Genomic DNA, 23,727 nt, shown 5'->3' on the forward strand with positions numbered 1-23,727 from the left:
GTGCGCCAGGGGCGTGTCGGCAAGGTGTCGGTACAGAGAGGTATAGTCGATCACTTGTGCGCCATTATCGAGCAGAAATTGAGTGACTGGAACCAGCTGTGACTGTGGCTAAATCCGGCGTTGGCCAGTCGATCCTGATGGGCCTGAAGTGTATCCGGTAGCATTACCTTTTCGATCGCGCTGCGTTTCTGCGCTATCTCCAGCTCACTGTAACCATTGGCGCGCTTGAATACATAGTGCATCGCCTCGAGACTCTGTTGAGTCTGCGGGTCAGCGAAGGCAAGTTTCTCTGACAGGATCAGTAGCCCGCCAGGCAACAGCGCCTGATGGATTGCGGTCAGCAACCCGAGTCGCTGGGATGGAGCGATGAACTGCAGCGTAAAATTGAGCACCACCACCGAGCAGGGTTGCAACTCGAGCTGAGTAATATCGCCCTGGACGACGTCGACAGGGGTCAGCTCTTCGACCATTGCATCCTGTGCTCTCAGGTATTCCTGGCAGCGCTCGACCATGGGCGCGGAACTGTCGACTGCGATGATCCTGCAACCGGCGGCACGGACGTGGCGGCGCATTGACTGGGTTGCAGCTCCGAGTGAGCAACCAAGGTCATAGATCAGGCTGTCGCTTTGGGCATATTGCCCGGCAATCAGCCCGATCGTTTCGACAATGGTCGGGTAGCCGGGCACAGACCGCTTGATCATGTCGGGAAAAACCCGCACCACATCATCGTCAAATACAAAGTCACTGACCTGCGTCAGAGGCTTTGCAAAAAGCTTGTCTATCTCGGTCATTGTCTGTTCCCAACTCGGGCAAAAAACGCGCATATTACCCGAAGTTTTCCCTCTTGACAGGTCATTGCCGCGACTGTTTCACTGCGCCATGTAATGGCATCTAGCCATGCTTCAATTGAGGGTTACCGTTCGGGACATGTCATGCTTACGGCGTTTGCATGCAGTTGCGTAGCCTCTGTGGTTTTTTTGACTTTTCAGATCGCTTTGCTGTTCGTTTACCCTAGTGGGGGTGGCATACTGTCGAGCATCGGGCTGCAATACGCACAACTATTGACGCTCCCCAAAGGGAATGCGACGGATAGCGCAAGCGGTGGTTCAGCACCGCTTACAGGAAAAGAGGAAAGGGTATGGCAGTCAAACGCCAAGTTATTGCTGGGGTTGCCACGCTGGCGGCTCTGTATGTGGGAGTAAGCAACGCGTTGGGACTTGGGGAGATGCGGCTCGATTCGTCTCTTAATCAGCCGCTTAGCGCCACGATTCAGTTGCAGGATACGCAGGGCCTCTCTGCCTCAGATATCATAGTATCCCTGGCTGAGCCCGACGCGTTCGATAGAGCGGGCATCGACCGGCCATTTTTCCTGACCGACCTTCGCTTCATTCCGGTCGTTGAGAATGATCGGCTGATTATCCGGGTTGAATCTACCCGTCCGGTGCGCGAACCCTATCTGAATTTCCTCGTCGAGTTGCGCCGCCCCGGCGGCCGAATGCTCCGAGAGTACACTGTCCTGCTTGACCCTCCGCTGTACGATCCACGAAATGTCAGCGTAGCCGTGCCGAGCCCACCTCAGGCTCAGCCGCGCGTTACCAGCACCCCTGCGGCGGCACGCCCGCAGCGGGGAGCCACCGAGCCGGCCAGGACCACCTCGCAGCGGGCGGCCGCTGAGCCAGCCAGGACTACCCTGCAGCAATTGCCCGATATGCAGCCGCAGCAGGACGCGCAGCAGTACACCACCCAGGCCGGCGACAGTCTGTGGGAAATTGCCGTCAGTCAGCGACCGGACAGATCGGTCCCCATTCGAGCAAGCATGTCGGCCATTTACGCACTGAATCCGGACGCCTTTATCGGTGGCGATATCGATAAGCTCCGTCAGGGGCATATCCTGACGTTGCCGACCAATGAGCAACTGGTTGACGCTGGTGCGCCAGAAGAGCTACTTTCCGTCACGCGTGATGGCGTAACTGGGGAACGCTCGGTAGAAGAGCCAGCCAGCCCGGCTGGAACGGATGAACAGGCCGCTGTTTCCGCGCGCCCCGAGGAAGACGCGGCTGAACGTGTCGAAGCCGAGTCTGTTGACGCTGACCGCGCTGTTGATCCGGTTTCTGCCCCAGCGGACATAGCTGCTGGCGAGGCGCAAGCTGATGCTGCGCCACTGACCGATGCAGATCCGACGGCGGACCCGGAAAGCGCCGAGGTGCGCTTGCGGATCGAGGAAACCACCCTTGAGGCAGTGGATGCCGACTCTTCCGAGCTGCTCGGCAGACTCAATGCGCTGGAGAGTCGATTCAACGTTCTGCTCAGCGAGCTGGACGCACGTGACGCGCAGATAGCCAGCCTGCAGGCCGAACTTGAAGTTCTGCGGGAAGCCAAGGCCGCTGAAGCCGCGCTTGATGGCGATCTGGCCGGTACAGCGGGCTCGGGCACTCTCGGTGAGGGTGATACCGGCGCCGGGCCCTCCGCTGCGGGAGGTAGTGACGACCCCGCTGCCGGTGCGGTTGCCGCTAACGTCCTGCCTGGCGAAGAAGCGGCAACCAGCTCTACCTCCTGGTTGAGCTGGCTGACTCTCCCTCTAGTGTTCATTGCCTTTCTGCTTGGCTGGCTGCTTTCCCGCCGCCGCCATCAGGAAGACGAAGCTGTCGAGCTGGATGACCAGGACCAGCGAGACGCGCCCGGCGGGTTCTCCTCCAACATTACTACTATACCCGCCATGGTCGCGCGGCCCGTCGCGCAGCCAGCTGCCAGACCACCAGTCGACCCGTTGGATGGCGTGGAGCTCTATGTCACCTACGGGCGTTTTGCCGAGGCGCGGACCATGCTCGACAAGGCTATCGACGAAGAGCCTGAGCGCCTGGATCTGCGCTACAAGCAACTTCGGGTACTTGCCGAACTGGGCGATGGTTCCGCCTTTGCGGAGCAGGAAGAGGACGTTATCGAGCTTGGTGGCGACCTGGAACGAGTGGACCAGATCAAGGGCCGTTTTCCACTGTTGTTCAATGCCCGCGGTGATATCGTCGATCAGGTAGATGAGATTGAGCCACCGCTGGGCGGCGATGACCAGGACGATGCGCAATTCAGCTCGGGCATTGAAGAGGAGCATGATGAATCTAACACCAGCCAGCTGAATCTGAATGATTTCACGCTGGATCCCGATTGGGATCTGATCGATGGCCTCAGCCCCGAGCCCATGCGCAAAACAGGCGCCGGGGCAACCGCCAGCGACAGTGGCAAGACGATCTCGGACGAGGAGTTTGAGAGCAGCTTGCACAAGCTTCCGCAGGTTGAGGAACTCGAAGGGGACGAGGACAGGCATTTCACTTCGACTGAACTTTACGGGGATGATAGCCCTGAAAAGAAGTAGCCTTCGGCGGCAGTAGTTTCCGCTCTCAAGGGGCGACCTGATGAAGATCATCTGGTCGCCTTTTTTTGTTTGTTAGCCGAATAGTTCCCTGGCGACGTCACGGAAATGGCTGGCAAAATGAATCGTCATTCCTTCCCTGAGATAGTCGGGCAATTCCTCGTATTCACCCTGGTTGTCGGCGGGCAGAATCAGCTCGTTAATCGACTGGCGCCGCGCCGCAATGACTTTCTCTCGAATACCGCCAACGGGTAGCACCTGTCCCGTCAGGGTCAGCTCCCCGGTCATCGCCAGCCCCTTGCGCGGAGTCTGGTTGCGCGCCAGTGAGAGTAGCGCGCTGGCAAGGGTGATGCCGGCGCTCGGCCCGTCCTTGGGAGTGGCACCTTCCGGCACATGCAGGTGAACGAAGGCCTTGTCAAAGAACTCCGGATCGGCCTGGTAGTTTTTCAGGTTGGCGCACACGTAGCTGTAGGCAATTTCCGCAGATTCACGCATGACTTCACCCAACTTGCCGGTGAGTTTGTAGCCGCGATTGAGGGTATGTATGCGGGTTGCTTCTACAGGTAAAGTCGCGCCGCCCATGGAAGTCCAGGCCAGGCCAGTAATGATGCCCACACCCTTGAGGGTTTTTTCCTTGCGAAAGGGGGCGGAGCCGAGCAGCTCGGTGAGGTTCTCCGGTTTGATACTGATTTTCTGATCCCTGTCTTCCAGTAGTCGCATGATCGACTTGCGCACGATCTTTGCCAGCTGCTTGTCGAGGTTGCGCACCCCGGCCTCGCGGGCGTACCCCTCGATCAGGATGCGTAGAGCCTTATCCGTAATACGCAATTGGCTTTTGCGCACACCTGCGCGTTCAAGCTGCCGAGGCCAGAGATGATTCTTCGCAATGGCCAGCTTTTCCTCGCTGATGTAGCCGGACAGCCTGATCACGTCCATGCGGTCGAGCAGGGGGCCGGGAATGCTGTCCAGTACATTCGCGGTGCAGACGAACAGCACTTTGGACAGGTCCAGGCGCAGATCCAGGTAGTGGTCGAGGAACTGATTGTTCTGCTCCGGATCCAGCGTCTCCAGCAGCGCCGAGGCCGGGTCGCCCTGGTGACTGCTGCCGAGCTTGTCTATTTCGTCCAGCATGATGACCGGGTTCATTACGCCAACATCCTTGAATGCCTGGACGAATTTACCTGGCATTGCCCCTATGTAGGTTCGACGGTGCCCCTTGATTTCCGCTTCATCGCGCATGCCGCCCACACTGAAACGGTAGAAGGGCCGACCCAGGCTTTCGGCAATCGAGTGGCCGATACTGGTCTTGCCGACTCCAGGCGGACCGACAAGCAAGATGATCGAGCCCGAAATCGAGCCCTTGAATGCTCCCAGTCCGATAAACTCCAGAATACGCTCCTTCACATCTTTCAGTCCGTCATGATCGCGATCAAGGATCTTGCGCGCGTGAGCGATATTCAGGTTGTCATCATGCGTGATCCCCCACGGAATCGACGTTACCCAGTCCAGGTAGTTACGCGTGACTGCATATTCGGGCGAGCCTGTTTCGAGCACTGAAAGCTTGTTCAGCTCTTCCTCGATTTTCTCGCCGGTAGCTTCGGGCAGGGTCTTGTCTTTGAGTCGTTCGCGGAACTGCTCAATGTCTGCTGTGCGGTCGTCCTTGGACAGGCCGAGTTCCTTCTGAATGACCTTGAGCTGCTCCTTGAGAAAGAACGTGCGCTGGCTTTCGCTGATGATGCGGTTGACCTCGGCGCTGATTTCACCCTGCAGCCGGGCAACATCGATTTCCTTCTTGAGCAGGACCAGTACCTTTTCCATACGACGCAGAACTGGCACGGTTTCGAGTATGTCCTGAAGCTCGCTGCCCTTGGCAGAGGTTAGCGTGGCGGCAAAGTCGGACAGGGGCGAAGGTTGGTTGGGGCTGAAACGATTGAGATAGTTTTTCAGTTCCTCGCTGTACAGCGGATTCAGCGGCAACAGCTCCTTGATCGCATTGATCAGGGCCATTGCATAGGCGCGCACTTCATCCCGCTCGTCGGCGGGGGCCTTGGGGTATTCAACCTCGACCAGATAGGGCGGTTTTCGGCTAAGCCAGTGGGTGATGCGAACCCGCGTCAGGCCTTGGGCTATAAACTGGATCTTGCCGTCCTCCTTGACTGCATGATGGATCTTTACTGCGCAGCCCGTTTCAGGCACGCGATCAAAGTCCAGCTTGCCGTTGGAGGGTAGCGGTCCATCGACAAAGAACAGCGACAGCGCGTGGTGCGGAGTGTGGGACACGCGTTCAATGGTTTCCGCCCAAGGGGCTTCATCCATGACTACCGGCATTACCTGAGCAGGAAAGAAGGGACGGTTGCTGACCGGTAGCAGGTAGAGTTTGTCCGGTAAGCGCTGGTCAGGTATTGCCAGGCCAGTGCCAGTTTCCTCATCTTTGGCTGCGTCACGTTCGATATAGTCGGAATGCACGTTGTCGTTATCGGTCATGTGGCCTCTCTGTTCGCTACTCTTGCGGTATGCCGCTTATAGACAACAGATGGTGTCGATCAGTTTGCATTTCAATGCCGCGGATCTGTGGCTTGTGGCTGCTTCGAGCAGGGACTACTATGAAAAATAACGTGTAATAGCGAGATAGCATGATTCGTACCCGAATCCTTGACCTCCCGGTGCAATGTGCCACGCATGCCCATGCTCAACACCAGTTGATTGTGGGGCTCGACGGCTGTGCGGATTTCGAGGTCATGGGCCAGGGCGGTGCGGTCAGTCGGTTGCATGCATGCCTGGTTCCAGGCCATGAGGCCCATGCATTTTCTGGGCGCGGCAGTAACCACATGCTAATACTCGATCTAGCGACGGACGCTTCGACTGGTCCGGTATTAGCCAAAGACGAACTATCTCGTCTATTTGACAAACCACGCTTTATTCGTCTGGACCAGCACGTGCAGGGACTGCTCGATTTTGCTGCCCATGAGTTGGCCGGGCCCGCTGAGCATCATGGCTCGCTAAATTGGCACCTGGGCGGCGTGCTCCTGCACACGCTGCATGACCGACTCTTTTCACGCTCTACCCAGATCCGGCAATATCCCGGGTTTGACCTGTCGCGCATCGATGCCTATATACACCAACGTCTAGACCAGCCGGTCAGTGTCGCGGATATGGCGGCTCAGGTGCACATCAGTCCCAGTCATTTTCACGCGTTGTTCAAACAGCGTGCAGGCCAGTCGCCTCATCAATACCTGCTTAATGCGCGGGTCGATGAAGCGGTCAGGTTGATCTGCAGGAGCTCGCTACCGCTCCTGGAAGTCGCCACCCGCTGCGGCTTTTCCAGCCAGAGCGCGCTCACCCACGCTGTGCGTCAGCGGTGTGGGCAGACACCCGGCAAGCTACGCGTGGCAGGCCGCCAATAACCCATTCCCTCCTGCGTTTCAGAGTTTTCTGTAACGAAATCGCAGTTTTCTGCAAGATTTCGCTGCAGATGTCTTCTAGAGTGGTACGAAGGCATGTGTATTGTGTCCTGTCGATGGGACGCAAACGCACGAAAACAACAGACAAGTTCGTCCGAATGCTTACCATGGTCTAGGGTTAAGGAAATGGAACTCTCACCCCGATCCTGGTTGCTCTCAGGCGCGGGCGTAAAAGGAGCGGAACCGTATGTTCAAGGCCAGCAAAGCCCCGCAGGGCGACTTTTTCGACAGCAATCCGGACGACTTTCTCAAGGTCGTCAGTGAAAACTACGCGGTCGATGAATCCGACTATCTCAGCGAGCTTGAAGTGCTCGCCGAGCCAGAAGATATGACGGCGCTCTCGCAGCAGGCGACCAGACTCATTCAGGATGTGCGCAAACGCGACAACGCCAGCGACAGCATCGATGCCTTACTCCAGCAATACAGCCTCGATACCCAGGAAGGCATCATGCTGATGTGTCTTGCCGAGGCCTTGCTACGGGTGCCGGATGACGAGACCGCTGATGCACTGATCCGCGACAAGCTCAACGCCGCCCAGTGGGACAAGCACGTGGGTCAGAGTGAAAGCGCGCTGGTTAATGCTGCCGCCTGGGGTCTGGTCATGACCGGCAAGGTGGTCAATCTGGACAAGCGTCAGGACGGCACACCCGGCACGGTGCTGGGCCGTCTGATCAAGCGCAGCGGTGAGCCGGTTATCCGCAACGCGATGCTGCAGGCCATGCGAATCATGGGCAAGCAGTTCGTGTTGGGACGCAACATCAAGGAAGCGCTGAAGAACGCGAAGGACCAGCGCGATCGCGGTTACACCTACTCATTCGACATGCTGGGTGAGGCGGCGCTAACCCGCGCTGATGCGGCCAAGTATCTGGCCGATTACAGCAATGCGATCGCTGCCCTGGCGAACGACAAGTACCAGGGCAAGAGCCCTAAGCCAACCATTTCGATCAAGCTCTCTGCGCTGCATCCGCATTATGAAAGCGCGCGGGAGCAACAGGTACTTGAAGAGCTCAGCGACACCGTACTCGGGCTGATCCGTCAGGCCCGGGCCGGCGGCGTGGGTATCACCATCGACGCCGAAGAGGCTGATCGACTCGAATTGTCTCTCAAGCTGTTCAAGCGTATCTACAATCATCCCGATACGCAGGGCTGGGGCGATTTTGGTATCGTCGTGCAGGCTTACAGCAAGCGCGGGCTTCCAGTACTGTGCTGGCTGACGCTGCTGGCCAAGGAGCAGGGCGACCTGATACCGGTGCGGTTGGTCAAGGGGGCTTACTGGGACACTGAGATCAAGCTTTGCCAGCAGGCGGGCCTGGAAGGCTATCCGGTGTTCACCCGCAAGGAGGGCACTGACGTTTCCTATCTGGCCTGCGCCCGTTATTTGCTTAGCGACCAGACTGAAGGCCTGATCTATTCCCAATTCGCTACGCACAACGCGCATACCGTCACCTGTATTCTTTCCATGGCCAAGGGGCGGGCTTTCGAGTTTCAACGCCTGCACGGCATGGGAGATGCGCTGTATGACACAGTGCTAGAGCAAAACACCTGCGCTGTACGCATCTATGCACCGGTCGGCGCACACAAGGATCTGCTACCGTATCTTGTGCGTCGCCTGCTGGAAAACGGCGCTAACTCTTCCTTCGTGCACAAACTGGTAGACAAGAAAGTTCCTATCGAGTCGCTGATCGAGCATCCCCTGACCAGCCTGCGTCGCCATGCATCCAAAGCAAACGATCGTATCCCGTTGCCGGGGGATATCTACGGGCCCGAGCGACGCAATTCCAGAGGCATCAATCTGGACATCCTCTCCCACTGGCTACCCCTGAAGGCTGAACTGGACAAGCACATGGGCGCGCGTTGGACAGGGGCGCCATTGGTAGAGGGCAAGCGCCTGTCGGGTGAAGTCAGACCGGTGATGTGTCCCTACGAGCTCTCGCATCAAGTAGGTGAAGTGATATGGGCGAGCGCGGAGCAGACCCACAGTGCGATCGACAGCCTGGCCGCTGCGTTCCCCGCCTGGAATGCGACACCGGTGGACAAGCGTGCCGCGATACTCGAACGCACGGCTGATCTGCTGGAAAAGCACATGCCCGAACTTATGGCGATCTGCACACGCGAAGCTGGAAAGAGCCTGCAGGACGGCATTGATGAAGTGCGCGAGGCGGTGGATTTCTGCCGCTATTACGCCGTCCAGGCACGTCAGCGGTTTGCATTGATCACCTTGCCGGGTCCCACAGGGGAGAGCAATGAGCTCTATCTGCAGGGACGCGGCGTATTCGCCTGCATCAGCCCCTGGAACTTTCCCCTGGCGATTTTCCTCGGTCAGGTCTCAGCGGCGCTGGTCTGTGGCAATACCGTGGTAGCCAAGCCAGCAGAACAGACCAGTCTGCTCGCGGTGCGCTGCGTCGAACTGATGCACGAAGCCGGGCTGCCCGGTAACGTACTGGCTCTGCTGCCAGGCGATGGCAAGCAGGTGGGTAGCGTGATTACCTCCGATACACGTATCACCGGTGTCGCCTTCACCGGGTCGACCCAGACCGCCCACGTGATCAACCGCGCGCTGGCTGCTCGCGACAGCGCTATAGCGCCAATGGTGGCAGAAACCGGCGGGCAGAACGCGATGCTGGTCGACTCCACCGCCTTGCCCGAGCAGGTGATCAAGGACGTGGTCCACTCGGCGTTTACCAGTGCAGGTCAGCGCTGCTCGGCGCTGCGCGTGCTGTTCATCCAGGAAGACATTGCACCGCGGGTGATGGAATTGCTCAAGGGCGCAATGGCAGAGCTGCACGTGGGCGATCCTTTCGAGCGCTCAACGGATGTCGGCCCGGTTATCGACAAGGATGCGCGCGAGAATCTGAACAAGCATATCGAGGCAATGAAAGCCGAGGATCGCCTGATCGGCGAGACACCGCTGCCTCAAGGCCTCAATGGCCATTTCGTTACCCCGACCGCGTTCCGCCTCGACAGCATCAGTCAGCTGGACAAGGAGCATTTTGGCCCCGTGCTGCATGTGATTACTTGGCGCAACAACACCCTGGACAAAATGATCGATGAGATTAATGCCACAGGTTTTGGCCTGACATTGGGTATACACAGCCGCAACGAGGATACATCGTTGCATATCGATCGTCGCGTACGCATCGGCAATGTCTATATCAACCGCAACCAGATTGGCGCGGTGGTCGGTGTGCAGCCCTTCGGCGGAATGGGCTTGTCAGGCACTGGCCCGAAAGCCGGAGGCCCGCATTATTTGCTACGCTTTGTCACTGAGCGCACGCGCACCATCAACACGACGGCGGTGGGCGGCAACGCTAGCCTGCTGTCGCTGGGCAATGGTGAGCCATGAGCAAGAAAGCGTCGGCCAATAGGCGGGCGCCATGGAGCAGAGGGAATTGATCAGTACTTCCCCATACCAATAACAGGGCAGGGACTGTCCGATTATAAAGAGAGAAGAACAACATGACTGGTAACATCGGCACCATAAGTGCAACCTTTGCGGTTTACATCGCGGTGATGCTGGCCCTCGGCTACGTTGCCTACAAACGAACCACCAATCTGTCCGACTACATTCTTGGCGGACGTTCCCTTGGGCCGGGCACGGCAGCACTTTCGGCTGGCGCTTCGGACATGAGTGGCTGGCTGCTGCTGGGTCTTCCCGGTTATGCGCTGGCAGCAGGTTATGAGGCTACCTGGATTGCAGCAGGCCTGCTGGCGGGTACCTATCTGAACTGGCTGATCGTCGCTCGGCGCCTGCGGGTCTATTCGCACGCGGTCAACGACTCACTGACCCTGCCGGCTTACTTCGAATTCCGTTTCGAGGACAAGAGCCGTGCGCTGCGGGTCATTTCGGCTATCTTCATTCTGTTGTTCTTCCTGTTCTATACCAGCTCCGGCCTGGTTGCAGCGGGCAAACTGTTTGAAAGCACCTTTGGACTCGACTACCAGACAGCGGTGATCGTCGGTACCCTGGTGATCGTGTCCTACACGTTCTTTGGCGGTTTTCTGGCGGTATCCTGGACGGACGTGATCCAGGGTTTGCTGATGGCTGCAGCATTAGTGATCGTGCCGATCATGGCACTGAATTCCATGGGCGGATGGGGCAGTGCCCAGGAAGCCATGGCAGCGAGTAACCCAGAACTGCTGACGTTTTTTAACGACGTCGAGGGTAATCCGCTGGGTTTTGTCGCGATTATCTCGCTGCTTGCCTGGGGTCTGGGCTACTTTGGTCAGCCGCATATCCTGGCGCGTTTCAAGGCTATCGGTGATGACGCCGCGCTGCCTACCGCACGCCGCATTGCCGTACTCTGGACCGCAGTCTGTCTCGTCGCCGCGCTGATGGTTGGCTGGGTAGGAACGGGCTTCCTTGGAGAAGCGGGTATCGGCGATGCCGAGACCGTTTTCCTGGCGCTGATCCAGGCGATGATGCATCCAGTCTTAGCCGGCATATTGCTGGCAGCGGTACTGGCGGCAATCATGTCGACTGCCGACTCCCAGCTGCTGGTATCTTCTTCGGCACTGGCGGAAGATTTCTACAAGGCGTTATTCCGTCGCGATGCCACCCAGACTGAACTGGTTTGGGTCGGACGATTTGCGGTAGTGGGTATCGCCATCCTGGCTCTGGTGTTTGCATTCAATCCTGAAAGCACAGTGCTCAATCTGGTGTCTTACGCTTGGGCCGGTTTCGGTGCTGCGTTCGGTCCGGCAGTTATTTTGTCGCTGTTCTGGAAACGCATGAACCGTAATGGCGCTCTGGCCGGGATCATTGTCGGCGGTGTCACCGTGGTGGTGTACAAGCAGATTGACACTATCGGCTTGTACGAGATTGTTCCCGGCGTGATTCTCGCTACCATTGCGATCGTGGTTGCCACTCTGCTGAGTCCGCCACCGTCCTCTACCATGGAAGCGACCTTCGATGAAGTAGCAAACCGCTACTAAGCGGTTATTGCGGAGCGGAGCGGTGCCGTCCGCTCCGCAATCCTCGAAGACCCTGAATCCGGCTGCCAGCTCCTGGCAGCCGGACATTCTGCAACAGTGTTTCCCATTGCCGATCTTGCATTAGAATTGCGTCTGCTTTCTAATGCGGACTGACGCGTCAGTCCAAAAGTGAGCAAATGTCTCTCGACCCTCTTGATCAATCTGTTAAACGTGGCCGAGTGCCCGCGGCAGAGCGCTGCGAGCAGATCTTGTCAGCCGCGGTGCAGCTGTTCGCCGAACAGGGGTTTCGTTGCACTGAAGTGCAGCAGATTGCAGATCTCGCCGGCTTGGGGAAGGGCACGGTCTACCGCTTCTACCCGACCAAGGATGAGCTGTTTCAGGCCGCGGTCGACGACGTCCTGCAGCGGCTGACTGCACGCGTGGATGAGGCGGTGCGAAGCGTCGAGGATCCGCTGGAGCACCTGCGTGCCGGCTTCAAGGCCTATATGGCTTTCTTTCAGGCTCATCCCGAAGCTATAGAACTTTTCGTGCACGAGTCCGCAGAGTTCCGCCGGGTCGGTCAGCCACGCTATTTTGCCTATTCCGACATGCGTCGCCAGGCCTGGATCGACATCTATCAGCAATTGATAGACAGCGGTCGCTGCCGCGTGAGCGATCCGCAGCAGATGCTGGACGTGGTGGGCAACCTGGCTTACGGCAGCGTATTGGTCAACCGGATCTCGGGGCGTAACGAGTCGCTTGACGAGATCGCCGATCGGCTGCTGGACATGATTTTCTACGGCGTGCTGAAGCCAGGCGATATCCGCGGATAAATACCAACCTTCATTTCACCTTCATTGGGCGACATCAATCTATGCAAAGCTTCACCCCGGTACCCACTCTGTTCTGGCCTGGTTCCCTTGCACGTCTCATCGCCGTAATGGCGATTTCAGGGCTGTTGGTCGCTTGCGCGGATGACTCGTCTGAAGAGCCCTCGCAACGGCCTGCCGCGCAGGTGACAGTGCAGGAGGTTACGCGCTCTGATGTCGAACTGACCCGCGAGTACCCGGCACGGATTCGCGGAGCACGTGAAGTGCAGGTCCGTGCCCGTATTTCCGGCGTGTTGCAGGAACGTGTCTATCGTGAGGGGGCACAAGTAGAAGAAGGAGACCTGTTATTCATTATTCATCCCGAGCCTCTTGAGATTGTCGCCGAGCAGGCCAAGGCATTCCGTGCCAACGCGCTTGCCGAGCTTCGTCAGGCCGAGCGTGAGTGGGACCGGGCCCAGAAGCTGTTCGAGCGCGGAGTTATCAGCGCCAGTGAGCGCGATCGGCTGATTTCGCAACTGGAGTTTGCCCGGGCAGGGCTGGCGGAAGCAGAAGCGAGACTCGACGAGGCCAGGTTGAATCTGTCCTATACCCAGGTGCGCGCGCCGATGGATGGCAGTACCAGTCTGGAAGTGCTACCCGAGGGCAGCGTGTTGGCGGTTGGCGCTCTGCTGACCACAATCACCCGGCAGGATATCGTACATGTGCTGTTTGCCCTGCCTGAAAAGGATGCAGCCATGCAACGCGCTGCACAGCTCAAGGACGACAGCGTCAGTGGCACAGTGCGGCTGGAACTGGCTGATGACTCCGAATACCCGCTGCCCGGCAAGGTGGACTTCACCTCCAGCAGTATTGACAGCGCAACCGGTACCATCACCCTGCGCGCGGTTTTCGACAACCCGGAAAGACAGCTGATACCTGGCCAATTCGTGCGCGTCAGCATGGTCCTGCGCCAATTCAATGACGAGATTCTGGTGCCTACCGGCGCAGTGGGCGCCGATGCTGATGGCCCGCTGGTGTGGGTGGTAAAAGACGACGAGACGGTTGAACGGCGCGGGGTAGTGCTGGGGCCAGTGATCAATGAGCGGCAGCTGATCAGTGAAGGCTTGCAGCCTGGCGAGCGCGTGGTAGTCAATGGTCAGGTCGGCCTCATGCCGGGCATGTCAGTGGTTGTTACCAACTCCGATGCGGACCAGTCCGCCACCGGCCCGGCCGAAGGAGAGTAGTTCGTATGCTGCAATTCTTCATTGACCGCCCGATTTTCTCCACGGTACTTTCGATTCTTCTGCTGATTGCCGGCGGTGCATCACTTGCCCAGTTGCCGGTGGAGCAGTACCCCGAGGTTGTACCGCCGCAAATCGTCGTGCAGGCCAGTTACCCGGGCGCCAGTGCCAGCGTGATTGCCGAAACCGTTTCAGCGCCGCTGGAACAGGCGATCAACGGCGTCGACAATATGCTCTACATGGAATCCTATAGCGCTGACTCGGGTGCGATGCAGCTGACGGTGCATTTCCAGATCGGCACTGATCCGGACCAGGCGACGATTGATATCAACAACCGGGTGCAGAGAGCTGCCGCCCGGCTGCCGCAGGAAGTGCGTAACCTGGGTGTGCAGGTGCAGGCGCGCTCTACCTCGATACTGCAGGTCATTGCGCTGACCTCTGAGCAAGAGCAGTTGGGCACCCTGGCGATCAGCAACTATGCCCTGTTGAATGTGCTTGACGAGCTGGTGCGATTACCCGGTGTGGGCAATGCTGCGCTGTTCGGTGCACAGGACTATTCCATGCGCATTTGGCTGCGCCCGGACAAACTAGCCGAGTTCGGTCTCACGCCCAGTGATGTGGCGGCCGCCCTGCGCGAGCAGAATGCCCAGTTTGCCGCCGGGCGGATTGGCGCCGAGCCCGCACCGCCGGATCAGGCCTTCACCTACAGTGTCAGCACCCCGGGTCGTCTGGTAACCACCGAGGACTTCGAGCAGATTATTCTGCGTGCCGACGCCGATGGTCGTACGTTGCGCCTGGGTGACGTTGCCCGCGCCGAACTCGGCGCGCAGAGCTATGACTTCAGCGCCACCTTCAATGCCAAGAACGCCGTACCCATCGGGATCTACCTGCAGCCGGGCGCAAATGCGCTGGAAACCGCGGAGAACGTGCGTCAGGCAATGAAGCGGATTTCTGCCGATTTCCCCGGCGACCTGACATTCAGTATCCCCTACGACACGACGATCTTTATTGATGTATCCATTCGTGAGGTCATTATTACGTTGATCCAGGCACTGGCCCTGGTTCTGCTGGTTACCTTTCTGTTTCTGCAACACCTCAAGGCTACGCTGATCCCGCTGGTGGCCATTCCGGTATCGCTGATCGGCACCTTCGCCGGCATGCAGCTGTTCGGCTTCTCGGTCAATCTGCTGACATTGTTCGGCTTGATTCTGGCGATCGGCGTGGTGGTCGACAATGCGATCATCGTGATGGAAAACGCCGAACGGCTTATCAAGGAGGAGGGGTTGTCGAGTTATGAGGCCGCCAGCAAGACGATGAAGCAGGTTTCCGGTGCGGTGGTCGGTTCGACGTTGGTACTGGTCGCTGTGTTCGCGCCGGTCGCGTTCCTCGGCGGGCTTAGTGGTGAACTCTATCGTCAGTTTGCGGTAACCATCGCGGTATCCGTAGCGCTTTCCGGCGTGGTCGCCCTGACCCTGACTCCAGTAATGTGCGCGATCCTGCTCGATCGTGCGCAGACGGAGCCGTCACCGGCTTTCGCCTGGTTCAACAATGGCTTCGACCGGCTCACCAATGGCTTCGCGTCGGTGGTCGGCTGGATGTTGGTGCATGTAAAGATCACCCTGGCGCTGTTCGTTCTACTGATTGGCTCGACGCTGTTCCTGCTGGATCGGATGTCCACCGGCCTGGTGCCCCAGGAAGACCAGGGTTTCCTCCTGGCGGTGTATCAGTTGCCGGCGGTTTCGGCGCTGGGACGTACCGAGGCGGTGCGCGAGGTCGTCAGCAAACAGATTGTCGAGATGGAAGAGATCAAGGGTGTCACCAGCTTTGCCGGCTTTGACATTCTCAACCGCGGTTTGCGGACCAACACCGGCGTCGCCTTCGTGACGCTGATCGACTGGGACGAACGACCCGGCGAGGAGCACAGTGCACAGGCTGTGGCCAACCGGATCGCCGGAATGGGCGCGCAGTTGCAGGAGGCCAATGTATTTGCCTTCGTCCCACCGCCGATCATGGGGTTGTCCCTGACAGGTGGTGTGGAAGGCTACCTGCAGATATTGGGTGAGGGCGATGCACTCACGTTGAAGGCCGAAGCTGACCGACTGGTAGCCGCTGCCCGCCAGCGCCCTGAGCTGACCAATGTGCGCGCCGCGGTCAATGTCGGCGTGCCGCGCTATGATGCCACGGTTGATTGGGACAAGGCCAAATCCATGGGCATTGCCATCGACGATATCTTTATCACGATGCGCAGCACCTTTGGCGCCCTGTATGTGAACGATTTCACCCTGGAAGGCCGCAACTGGCAGGTCAACATGCAGGCCGAGGCTGACTTTCGCAGTGATCCGGAGGATCTCGGCAAGGTCTTCGTCCGCGCCGGTAGCGGCGAGCTGGTGCCGCTGAATTCGGTAGTCAATCTGGCACGAACCCAGGGTATCGACAGTGTCAGCCGCTTCAATCTGTATCCGGCTACCAAGGTCAGCGCCGACCCCGCGCCTGGCTACAATACCGCCGATGCGCTGGCGGCAATGCAGCTGGTGGCGGCTGAGGTGCTGGGGCCAGATGCACAGTTGGGCTGGGTAGGCGAGGCATACCAGCTTCTCGATTCGGCTTCATCCGGGGCAATCGCCTTTGCTCTGGGCATCCTCATGGTTTTCCTGATTCTGGCAGCCCAGTACGAGCGCTGGAGTCTGCCGCTGGCGGTAGCCACGGCGATTCCCTTTGGTGTGTTTGGCGCGGTGGTGACCTCGATGCTGCGTGGATTCCCCAACGACATCTATTTCCAGGTGGGGTTGCTGGTGCTCATCGGTCTGGCCGCGAAAAACGCGATCCTGATCGTCGAGTTTGCTGCGCAGAACCGCAAGGATGGCATGTCGCCATTCGACTCGGCTCTGACCGCAGCTCGTCAGCGCTTCCGCGCGATCATGATGACCGCGCTGACGTTCATTATCGGCAGTTTGCCACTGGCATTCAGTACCGGTGCTGGCGCCGTGAGCCGGCAGGAGATCGGTACCGTGGTAGTCGGCGGCATGCTCGCCGCGAGTACCCTGGCGCTGATCTTCGTGCCGGTGTTCTACATGCTGCTGGAACAGCGCGGCTTCAAGCGTCGGGAATAACGGCGAGCAGGAAGCTGTACTCTTCGGCCAGTTCGCGCATGGCCTGGTAGCGCCCGCTGGCGCCGCCATGGCCTGCGCTCATCTGGGTGCGCAGTAGCAACGGATTGTTATCAGTCTTGCTGTGACGCAGCTTGGCGACCCACTTGGCAGCCTCCCAGTACTGCACGCGCATGTCGTGGTAGCCAGCGGTGACAAACAGGGCAGGGTAGTCCTGTCTTTTTACCTGCTCGTAGGGGGCATAACTCTTCACCCGTTCAGCCACCAGGGGATCACGCATATCCCCCCACTCCTCGTACTCGCCTACCGTCAGCGGCAGTTCCGGGTTGCTCATGGTGTTGAATACGTCGACAAAGGGCACATCGGCTACTGCTGCGGCAAACAGACCAGGTCGCTGATTGACCACGTTGCCGATCAACAGGCCGCCAGCACTGCCACCGGCGATGACCAGCTGGTGCTTGCTGGTGAAGCCGCTGTCGATCAAATGCTCGGCGCAGGCAATGAAGTCGCTGAAGGTATTTTCCTTGTGTTCCAGTTTGCCCGCCTGATACCAGCCCTCACCCAGATCTGCGCCACCGCGTACATGGGCGATCGCGAACTGCCAGCCGCGTTGTAGCAGCGACAGGCGTGCATGGGAGAACCAGGGATCCATGCTCGCCCCATAGGACCCGTAACCATAGAGATACAGCGGGGCAGGGCCGGACTTGCGGTTGCCCGCCCGGATCAGGCTGATCGGTACCTGCGTGCCATCGGCGCTGGTCGCCCACTGGCGAATCACCTCGTAGTCATCGGCATCGAATGCGCCTTCGACCGGAACCTGTTTGAGCACCCGCTGGTCGCCAGTGGCAAGACGCAGGGCGATAACCTGTGCGGGCCTGTTCAGCGACTCATAGCGCAACCTGATATCGGCGCTGGTGTACTCCTCACCACCCTGTACGTGCAGGCTGTAGACCGCATCAGGCATGCTTACCACGTAATCCGGTGCCTCTCTCGGGCGTACCTCCAGGGTGACCAGGCCCTGATCCCGATAGTGCAGCAACAAACCGGCTGCCTGGACACTGAAATCCTCCAGGGTGCGTTGCGGGTCGGTGGCGACGAGCCTGCGCCAGTCTTCCTGTCGCACGCACGCGGGGTCGGCCCGATACAGACAAAAATTCTCTCCCTCGGCATTGCTGCGGATCAGCAGCCCGTCGGGGCCATGGTCCACGTGATACTCGTGGCCCTCCGCCCTGGGTGCCATCACCTTCCAATCCCCGCGGGGCTGATCGGCCGGCAGGGCCTGTACCTCACTGGTGTTCTTGCTCGAGCTCGCCAACAGCAACCATTGCTCGGAGCTGCTGCGGTAGGCGTGCAGATAGAAACGCTGATCCGCCTCATGAAACACATGCACCGGAGTGTGCTGCGGATGCAGTCGCCAGAGATGCGCAGGTCGCGAGGTTTCATCCATGCTGATGGCGAAAAGATGTGCACTGTCAGCCGCCCAGACCATACTGCCGTCGGCCTGGTCGAGCTCCAGTTCGCTGATCTCGCCACTGGCGACATGCTTCAGATACAGCTGATAGACCTCGTCACCCTGGCGATCCAGGCTATAGGCCAGCCACTGATGATCGGGGCTTATGGAATACTCGCCCAGCTGAAGAAACCCGTCCCCGGCCAGGGCGTTGAGGTCCAGAAGCAGGGCCTCGCTGTCGTTATCGATTTCCAGGCCGCCGTCCGCCGGGCGCTGGCACCGGAAGAATCGAGGGTATTCCGCGCCTGTTTCGGTGCGCTGATAGTACAGCCACGGTCCCCATACAGCGGGCAGGGAAAGGTCTGTTTCCCGTATCCGGCCGCGGATCTCGTTGAACAGCATCTCTCGCTGGTCGTTATGCTCGCGCAACCAGGTTTCAGTGAGTTCGTTCTCATGATTCAGGTACTCCAGTACAGCCGGACTGTCGCGCTCCTCGAGCCAGGCGTAGGGGTCGGCTGTGGTGTCGCGGCGGGCTGGAACTGGCATCTGGTTGGGACTCCTGGGATAAAAAAGCTATTATAGCTGCACACTCTATAATGCGACGGTGACTTGCCTGATGTTCAACGAATCCGAATACGAGACGGTATGGCTGGTTTACCTGGCGGCTGCCGCATGTGGCTGGTTGGTATGGTGGAAAATGACCAGTTGGATTGCCTGGTGGTTCGTCCGTGAGCCCTTATGGGTGGCGATGGCTGTCTTGTTGTTTACCCCGGTCAAGGTCGATCAGATGGAGCCTGCACAGGCGCCGGCGACCATTATTCTGCTGCTCGATGCGATACTTGATACCGGTGACAACGAGGCGCGAATCCTGGGTGATCTCAGTCTGGTGATGGGGGTGGCCATGCTCGCTTATATCGCTTTCGCGCTGTTGCGCACTGCCTGGATCCGCTGGAAGCCGGTCGAGACCCGATACGCCCGCGGCCAGCACTGAGCATTATTAGCGCCGCTGAGCTAACCCGGCGGCGCGACAGGCAATCAGTCTTCTGTTTTCTGTTCGTAAAGGGTTCTGGCCAAACGCATGATCTGTTCCTGGAATTCGCTGCGTTGCAGGTCGGTCATCGGACAGATGCCGATTTGTTCGAACAGGCGGTAGCCGCGTACCGAGAAGAACAGGATGCTCGCCTGGGCAAGGCCCAGCGGTGATTCGGCGAGGATATTGAACAAGCCCTGAACGTCGTCTGAGGTGGTCTGGAGCAATTCGGGATTGCTAGCGGCTGCGGCCAGAATCGCCGAGTCCAGGTTCTTTTCTTCGTTGGATTCGCTCAAATTGCTCAGCAGCAGCGATTTCAGTTCGCGCATGGGCTCATCGGGTAACACGCTCTCATAGGCTCTCCAGCGAATCCTGAAGCGCTCCAGGCGGTGTTCGATCATCGCCGCAAGCAGGGCTTCACGGTCGGGAAACATCGTTTCCAGTGTTGGTTGGTCGATCCCGGTGCGTTCGCTCAAACTGGAAAATGTCAGCTGTGACGCGCCAAGTTCGCTGACGATTGCCTCGGCAGCACGGAATATGGTCAGCCTGCGGCTTTCGTCGGTTTTTTTGGACTCGGTGCTTTCCACTGCGGGAACCCCCTCATAAACGTCCTGGTGGCGGGTTGCGCAAAGGCAACACGGGTAAAAAGCAGCGTCGGGTAGTCCCTGGCGGCCTTTCTGATAGGGCCATAGGTTAAGGCTTAAGGACTTTTCAGGCGAGTTTTTTTTGCCAGGCGCAGCTAGAGGGAGGGCTTTTCTGCAGGCAATAAAAAACCCGGCCGGAGCCGGGTTTTTCAGTCAGACTTCGGAATTAACCGATAACCTGAATGTTTGCAGCTTGCTTGCCTTTAGGACCAGTAGTGATGTCGAAAGACACCTTCTGGTTCTCGGCGAGGGATTTGAAGCCCTGAACCTTGATTTCGGAGAAGTGGGCGAACAAATCATCACCACCGCCATCCGGAGTAATGAAGCCAAAGCCTTTAGTGTCGTTGAACCACTTAACTGTACCAGTTGCCATTTCGGATAATTCCTATCAAATTGAAAAACTTGAGCTGTGCTCAATTAAAGCGCGGGGAATCAAAGATTACGAGAATGACAAACTTACGTACTGAAAAGTGCGCTTGCAGCCTACTACTCTATCTTGAAAACCTACGCGCTCACTTTGCGCCTTGTGGCTAACCTTGTCAAGCTCAGCTTGCGCTGCGCCTGAGTAAGTACCTGCCGGTACAAAATGAACGAAACTCAGTATACGACAGATTGAGGAAATAACACCCTCGCAGTGAAATTAATTTGTAATTGCACCTCCGTTCGTCGGAATCCAGGCCTTCAGCCCCGGCGATAGGGGAATACATCAAGCACCTGGCCGTCCTTGATGCGCTCCTGCAGGCCTTTCCAGTAATCGGCGTCGAAGATGTCACCGTGCATCCTGGCAAACGCCTTCCGATGATTGATGTCCGCAAACAGGAACACCGGGAATTCCTCGGGGAATACGTCATTGGGACCAACTGAGTACCAGGGCTCGGAGGCCATCTCCTGTTCAGGGTACATGGCCTCGGGTATGTGTCTGAAGTTCACCTCGGTCAGATAGCTGATCTCGTCGTAATCGTAAAACACCACGCGGCCGTGGCGGGTGACACCAAAGTTTTTCAGCAGCATGTCGCCGGGAAAGATATTCGCAGCTGCCAGCTCCTTGATCGCCTTGCCGTAGTCCAGCAACGCCTCATGGGTCTGTGTCTCGGAGGCATTCTCCAGGTAGATGTTGAGAGGCGTCATCCGCCGCTCGGTCCAGCAGTGGCGCACCAGAATGACGTCGCCCTCGTCTATTACCGTGGAGGCAGCCACTTCGAACAGCTCCGCCAGGCACTCCGGTTCGAAGCGTTCACGGGGGAAGCGGAAATCGGCAAATTCCTGGGTGTCGGCCAGGCGACCCACCCGGTCGTGGCGCTTGACCAGTCGGTAACGGTCTATCACGGTCGCCCGATCGATGTTCTTCGACGGCGCGAACTTGTCCTTGATGATCTTGAATACCGTGTTGAAGCCAGGAAGGGTAAATACGCTCATCACCATGCCGCGCACGCCCGGTGCCATCATGAAGCGGTCTTCACTGGTGGCCAGGTGAGAGATCAGTGCGCGATAGAATTCCGACTTGCCCTGCTTGTAGAAGCCGATCGCGGTATAGAGTTCGGCTACATGCTTGCTAGGCAGTAACTGCTTGAGAAAGGCCACCAGCTCCGCGGGCACCGGGGCGTCGACCATGAAATACGAGCGGGTAAAGGAAAAGATTATCGATACTTGCGACTCGTCGGTTATCAGGGTGTCGACGCTGATGCCTTCGTTGTCCCGGTGGATCAGCGGTAGCACGAGCGGCCACTGTTCGTTCTGGCTGAGCACGCGTCCTACCAGATAAGCACCTTTATTGCGGTAGAACACCGAATGCACCAGCTCAATGGTCAGGCCCCGGTCGTTCTGCGCCCAATCCGGCAGGCCTTTTTGCAGATGCTCGACAATCATCTGGCAGTCGCCCTCATAATCGACCCAGGGCGTGCTGAAGCTGTGGTCGTCCAGTACCTGCCTGGCCAGGCTGTCGAGGGAACCGTCGGAGATAAAACCCCGTGTCAGCGGCGTTCGCGACGGCGGACGCCCAGGCGGACGCGTGGTATGCACGAACATGGTCTTATCGCTGATCTGATCATGATGATGCAGGCTGGTGAAAATGGAGTTGAACCAGGTCTCCGCCAACTCGTCATCAAAGCGCTGGGCGATCAGATCGATGTAGGCCAGGCGAATGGCCGGCCAGCGGTCGACATTGAGAATGTCGCTCGCATTGGCATCGTGCTCCAACGCAGCAGAGGTGGCAGCAACGCACTCTTCGTACAGATTGATGCGTGCGGTGGAGGCCTCCTGGATCTCGGCCCAGCGTGCCTCCTCGAAACGGCGCCGGGCGCCAGCAGTAATATCGCGAAAGGCTTGGCGGTAGCTGTCAAATCCATCGAGAATGTGTTGAGCAAGGGTAACGGGGCTGAAGGGCATGGCGTGATCGAACCTGAGCAAGTGATTGCTCGCAGGATAGCCAGTCTGGCATTGCAGCGAAAGAGCGATTTGGAAACGGGCCGGCTTACTGAAACGGTTGAAGATAAGGATCTGTTGATGAACAAGAAAAATGGTTTTGCCTACGGGGCCTTGGCGAGCGTGGTTATCCTGCTGGTAATCCTGCACATTTCCCTCGCCTCTCTGGTACGCAATCTGCTGAACGAAAACATGGCCCAAATGGGCGAATACACCGGCCATGTAGAAAAGGTAGAGCTTTACTGGTGGCGTGGCGCCTATGAACTGCACAACCTGAGTATCAGCAAGATCACAGGCAATGTTCAGGCGCCACTGCTCAAGGCGCCGCTGACTGAGATCGCTGTCAGCTGGAAGACATTATGGGAGCAGCGCGCGCTGGTGGCGGTGGTCAGTTTCATCGAGCCGGAGTTGACCTTTGTCGATGCGCAGAACGAGCAGGATAAACAGGCCGGAGAGGGCGTCAACTGGCGGGAAAAACTGCAGGAGCAGCTGCCGATTACGCTTAATGAACTGCGGGTAATCGATGGCACTCTGGCGTTTCGCAACTTTACCAGCAGGCCGGAAGTCAACCTGTATGCCAGCGATGTTGACCTGGTCGCCCATAACCTGAGCACCGCGGAGAATCGGGATGGAGATCATGCTGCGACACTTGACGGGACGGGTTCCTTTCTCGGGCATGCGCCAGTAGAAGTGGCGGCGACTTTTGATCCCCTGGTGCGCATGGACGATTTCGACTTCAGGCTGAGGGTATCGGAAGTCCAGCTGCCGCGGCTGAATGACTTTGCGTCAGCCTATGGCAACTTCGATTTTCAGGCAGGTACCGGCGAACTGGTTATCGAGGCCACGGTAACGGACGGAGAGCTGCAGGGGTACGTAAAGCCGCTGATGCGCAACGTGGAGATATTCAATTTCGATCAGGACATCCGCAATGAAGACAAGGGCATATTGCGCGGTATCTGGGAAGCCCTTGTGGGTGGCAGTGAAGCAATCCTCAAGAATCAGCGCAGGGACCAGCTGGCTACCCGAGTGACCCTGGGTGGCAATTTGAGCGCTGCCGAAGTGAGCCCGCTGCAGGCGTTCTTCGGTATTCTGCGTAACGGGTTTGTCGAGGCATTCAGCTCCGGCTTTGAGGTGGCTGCGGAGAAAGATAAATAGCCCGGACACCCGGTTCTAGCTGGATCATTCAGTGACTGAATACCCCAGTCACGTTCACAGTGCAAAGCGCTGCATGTTATAGTTTTTGCCTTATTTTAGTGATGCAATCGCCTGCCGCCCGTCTTTTGTCCGAG

15 protein-coding genes are annotated in these 23,727 nt (G+C 58.3%); 9 read left to right on the plus strand and 6 right to left on the minus strand.

Annotated elements, in window-relative coordinates:
• Positions 1-50: 50 nt before the first annotated feature.
• The gene (gene cmoA / locus ABYA88_RS08705) at positions 51-791 is read right to left on the minus strand and encodes a carboxy-S-adenosyl-L-methionine synthase CmoA (RefSeq protein WP_373186712.1); all 741 of its coding nucleotides are present in this window, start codon (positions 789-791) and stop codon (positions 51-53) included.
• A 347-nt stretch (positions 792-1,138) separates the two neighbouring features.
• On the opposite strand from cmoA, the gene ABYA88_RS08710 reads away from it, so the two are divergent.
• A complete protein-coding gene (locus ABYA88_RS08710; RefSeq protein ID WP_373186713.1) occupies positions 1,139-3,367 on the plus strand; it encodes a FimV family protein in 2,229 nt (742 codons plus the stop codon).
• A gap of 72 nt (positions 3,368-3,439) precedes the next feature.
• Here ABYA88_RS08710 and lon read toward each other — a convergent pair whose 3' ends face one another.
• Complete coding sequence (gene lon / locus ABYA88_RS08715; protein ID WP_373186714.1) at positions 3,440-5,848, minus strand: endopeptidase La; 2,409 nt, start codon at positions 5,846-5,848, stop codon at positions 3,440-3,442.
• 149 nt (positions 5,849-5,997) lie between these two features.
• Here lon and ABYA88_RS08720 point away from each other — a divergent pair, with 149 nt between their 5' ends.
• The 6 genes from ABYA88_RS08720 to ABYA88_RS08745 all read left to right on the plus strand — a co-directional run bounded on the left by ABYA88_RS08720 (position 5,998) and on the right by ABYA88_RS08745 (position 16,896).
• Positions 5,998-6,768, plus strand: coding sequence for an AraC family transcriptional regulator (locus tag ABYA88_RS08720; protein ID WP_373186715.1), 771 nt, complete (start codon positions 5,998-6,000; stop codon positions 6,766-6,768).
• A gap of 244 nt (positions 6,769-7,012) precedes the next feature.
• Positions 7,013-10,168 carry a bifunctional proline dehydrogenase/L-glutamate gamma-semialdehyde dehydrogenase PutA gene (putA, locus tag ABYA88_RS08725; protein WP_373186717.1) on the plus strand — a complete coding sequence of 1,052 codons (3,156 nt, stop codon included), beginning with the start codon at positions 7,013-7,015 and terminating at the stop codon, positions 10,166-10,168.
• 113 nt (positions 10,169-10,281) lie between these two features.
• Entirely contained in the window at positions 10,282-11,757 is a 1,476-nt protein-coding gene (gene putP, locus ABYA88_RS08730; RefSeq protein ID WP_373186718.1) for a sodium/proline symporter PutP, read from the plus strand.
• A 176-nt stretch (positions 11,758-11,933) separates the two neighbouring features.
• Positions 11,934-12,569, plus strand: a complete 636-nt coding sequence (locus ABYA88_RS08735; RefSeq protein WP_373186719.1) for a TetR/AcrR family transcriptional regulator — start codon at positions 11,934-11,936, stop codon at positions 12,567-12,569.
• A 41-nt stretch (positions 12,570-12,610) separates the two neighbouring features.
• The gene (locus ABYA88_RS08740) at positions 12,611-13,789 is read left to right on the plus strand and encodes an efflux RND transporter periplasmic adaptor subunit (protein ID WP_373186721.1); all 1,179 of its coding nucleotides are present in this window, start codon (positions 12,611-12,613) and stop codon (positions 13,787-13,789) included.
• Positions 13,790-13,794: 5 nt separating this feature from the next.
• Positions 13,795-16,896 carry an efflux RND transporter permease subunit gene (locus tag ABYA88_RS08745; RefSeq protein ID WP_373186722.1) on the plus strand — a complete coding sequence of 1,034 codons (3,102 nt, stop codon included), beginning with the start codon at positions 13,795-13,797 and terminating at the stop codon, positions 16,894-16,896.
• Here ABYA88_RS08745 and ABYA88_RS08750 read toward each other — a convergent pair.
• Positions 16,880-18,889 (minus strand): S9 family peptidase, encoded by a 2,010-nt coding sequence (locus ABYA88_RS08750; protein WP_373186723.1) that lies wholly within the window; start codon positions 18,887-18,889, stop codon positions 16,880-16,882. The two genes, ABYA88_RS08745 and ABYA88_RS08750, sit on opposite strands and share 17 nt — an antisense overlap.
• Positions 18,890-18,959: 70 nt before the next feature.
• Here ABYA88_RS08750 and ABYA88_RS08755 point away from each other — a divergent pair, with 70 nt between their 5' ends.
• Positions 18,960-19,334 (plus strand): hypothetical protein, encoded by a 375-nt coding sequence (locus ABYA88_RS08755; protein ID WP_373186724.1) that lies wholly within the window; start codon positions 18,960-18,962, stop codon positions 19,332-19,334.
• A 44-nt stretch (positions 19,335-19,378) separates the two neighbouring features.
• Here ABYA88_RS08755 and ABYA88_RS08760 read toward each other — a convergent pair whose 3' ends face one another.
• The 3 genes from ABYA88_RS08760 to aceK form a co-directional block, all read right to left on the minus strand.
• On the minus strand, positions 19,379-19,960 hold the full coding sequence (locus ABYA88_RS08760) for a TetR/AcrR family transcriptional regulator (RefSeq protein ID WP_373186725.1): 582 nt from the start codon (positions 19,958-19,960) through the stop codon (positions 19,379-19,381).
• Positions 19,961-20,183: 223 nt separating this feature from the next.
• Positions 20,184-20,390 carry a cold-shock protein gene (locus ABYA88_RS08765; RefSeq protein WP_028615072.1) on the minus strand — a complete coding sequence of 69 codons (207 nt, stop codon included), beginning with the start codon at positions 20,388-20,390 and terminating at the stop codon, positions 20,184-20,186.
• Between the two features lie 308 nt (positions 20,391-20,698).
• Positions 20,699-22,402: a bifunctional isocitrate dehydrogenase kinase/phosphatase gene (gene aceK / locus ABYA88_RS08770; RefSeq protein ID WP_373186726.1), complete on the minus strand. Its 1,704-nt coding sequence runs from the start codon at positions 22,400-22,402 to the stop codon at positions 20,699-20,701.
• 117 nt (positions 22,403-22,519) lie between these two features.
• Between aceK and ABYA88_RS08775 the strand changes: the two genes are divergently transcribed.
• Positions 22,520-23,593, plus strand: a complete 1,074-nt coding sequence (locus ABYA88_RS08775; protein ID WP_373186727.1) for a DUF748 domain-containing protein — start codon at positions 22,520-22,522, stop codon at positions 23,591-23,593.
• Positions 23,594-23,727 lie beyond the last annotated feature (134 nt).

This window comes from Halopseudomonas sp. (genome assembly GCF_041579695.1).
Taxonomy (GTDB): Bacteria; Pseudomonadota; Gammaproteobacteria; order Pseudomonadales; family Pseudomonadaceae; genus Halopseudomonas.

Excerpts from the sequence above, each read along its gene's own strand:
- cmoA (WP_373186712.1), bottom strand. The coding sequence starts at position 791 with ATGACCGAGATAGACAAGCTTTTTGCAAAGCCTCTGACGCAGGTCAGT.
- ABYA88_RS08710 (WP_373186713.1), top strand. The coding sequence starts at position 1,139 with ATGGCAGTCAAACGCCAAGTTATTGCTGGGGTTGCCACGCTGGCGGCT.
- lon (WP_373186714.1), bottom strand. The coding sequence starts at position 5,848 with ATGACCGATAACGACAACGTGCATTCCGACTATATCGAACGTGACGCA.
- ABYA88_RS08720 (WP_373186715.1), top strand. The coding sequence starts at position 5,998 with ATGATTCGTACCCGAATCCTTGACCTCCCGGTGCAATGTGCCACGCAT.
- putA (WP_373186717.1), top strand. The coding sequence starts at position 7,013 with ATGTTCAAGGCCAGCAAAGCCCCGCAGGGCGACTTTTTCGACAGCAAT.
- putP (WP_373186718.1), top strand. The coding sequence starts at position 10,282 with ATGACTGGTAACATCGGCACCATAAGTGCAACCTTTGCGGTTTACATC.
- ABYA88_RS08735 (WP_373186719.1), top strand. The coding sequence starts at position 11,934 with ATGTCTCTCGACCCTCTTGATCAATCTGTTAAACGTGGCCGAGTGCCC.
- ABYA88_RS08740 (WP_373186721.1), top strand. The coding sequence starts at position 12,611 with ATGCAAAGCTTCACCCCGGTACCCACTCTGTTCTGGCCTGGTTCCCTT.
- ABYA88_RS08745 (WP_373186722.1), top strand. The coding sequence starts at position 13,795 with ATGCTGCAATTCTTCATTGACCGCCCGATTTTCTCCACGGTACTTTCG.
- ABYA88_RS08750 (WP_373186723.1), bottom strand. The coding sequence starts at position 18,889 with ATGCCAGTTCCAGCCCGCCGCGACACCACAGCCGACCCCTACGCCTGG.
- ABYA88_RS08755 (WP_373186724.1), top strand. The coding sequence starts at position 18,960 with ATGTTCAACGAATCCGAATACGAGACGGTATGGCTGGTTTACCTGGCG.
- ABYA88_RS08765 (WP_028615072.1), bottom strand. The coding sequence starts at position 20,390 with ATGGCAACTGGTACAGTTAAGTGGTTCAACGACACTAAAGGCTTTGGC.
- aceK (WP_373186726.1), bottom strand. The coding sequence starts at position 22,402 with ATGCCCTTCAGCCCCGTTACCCTTGCTCAACACATTCTCGATGGATTT.
- ABYA88_RS08775 (WP_373186727.1), top strand. The coding sequence starts at position 22,520 with ATGAACAAGAAAAATGGTTTTGCCTACGGGGCCTTGGCGAGCGTGGTT.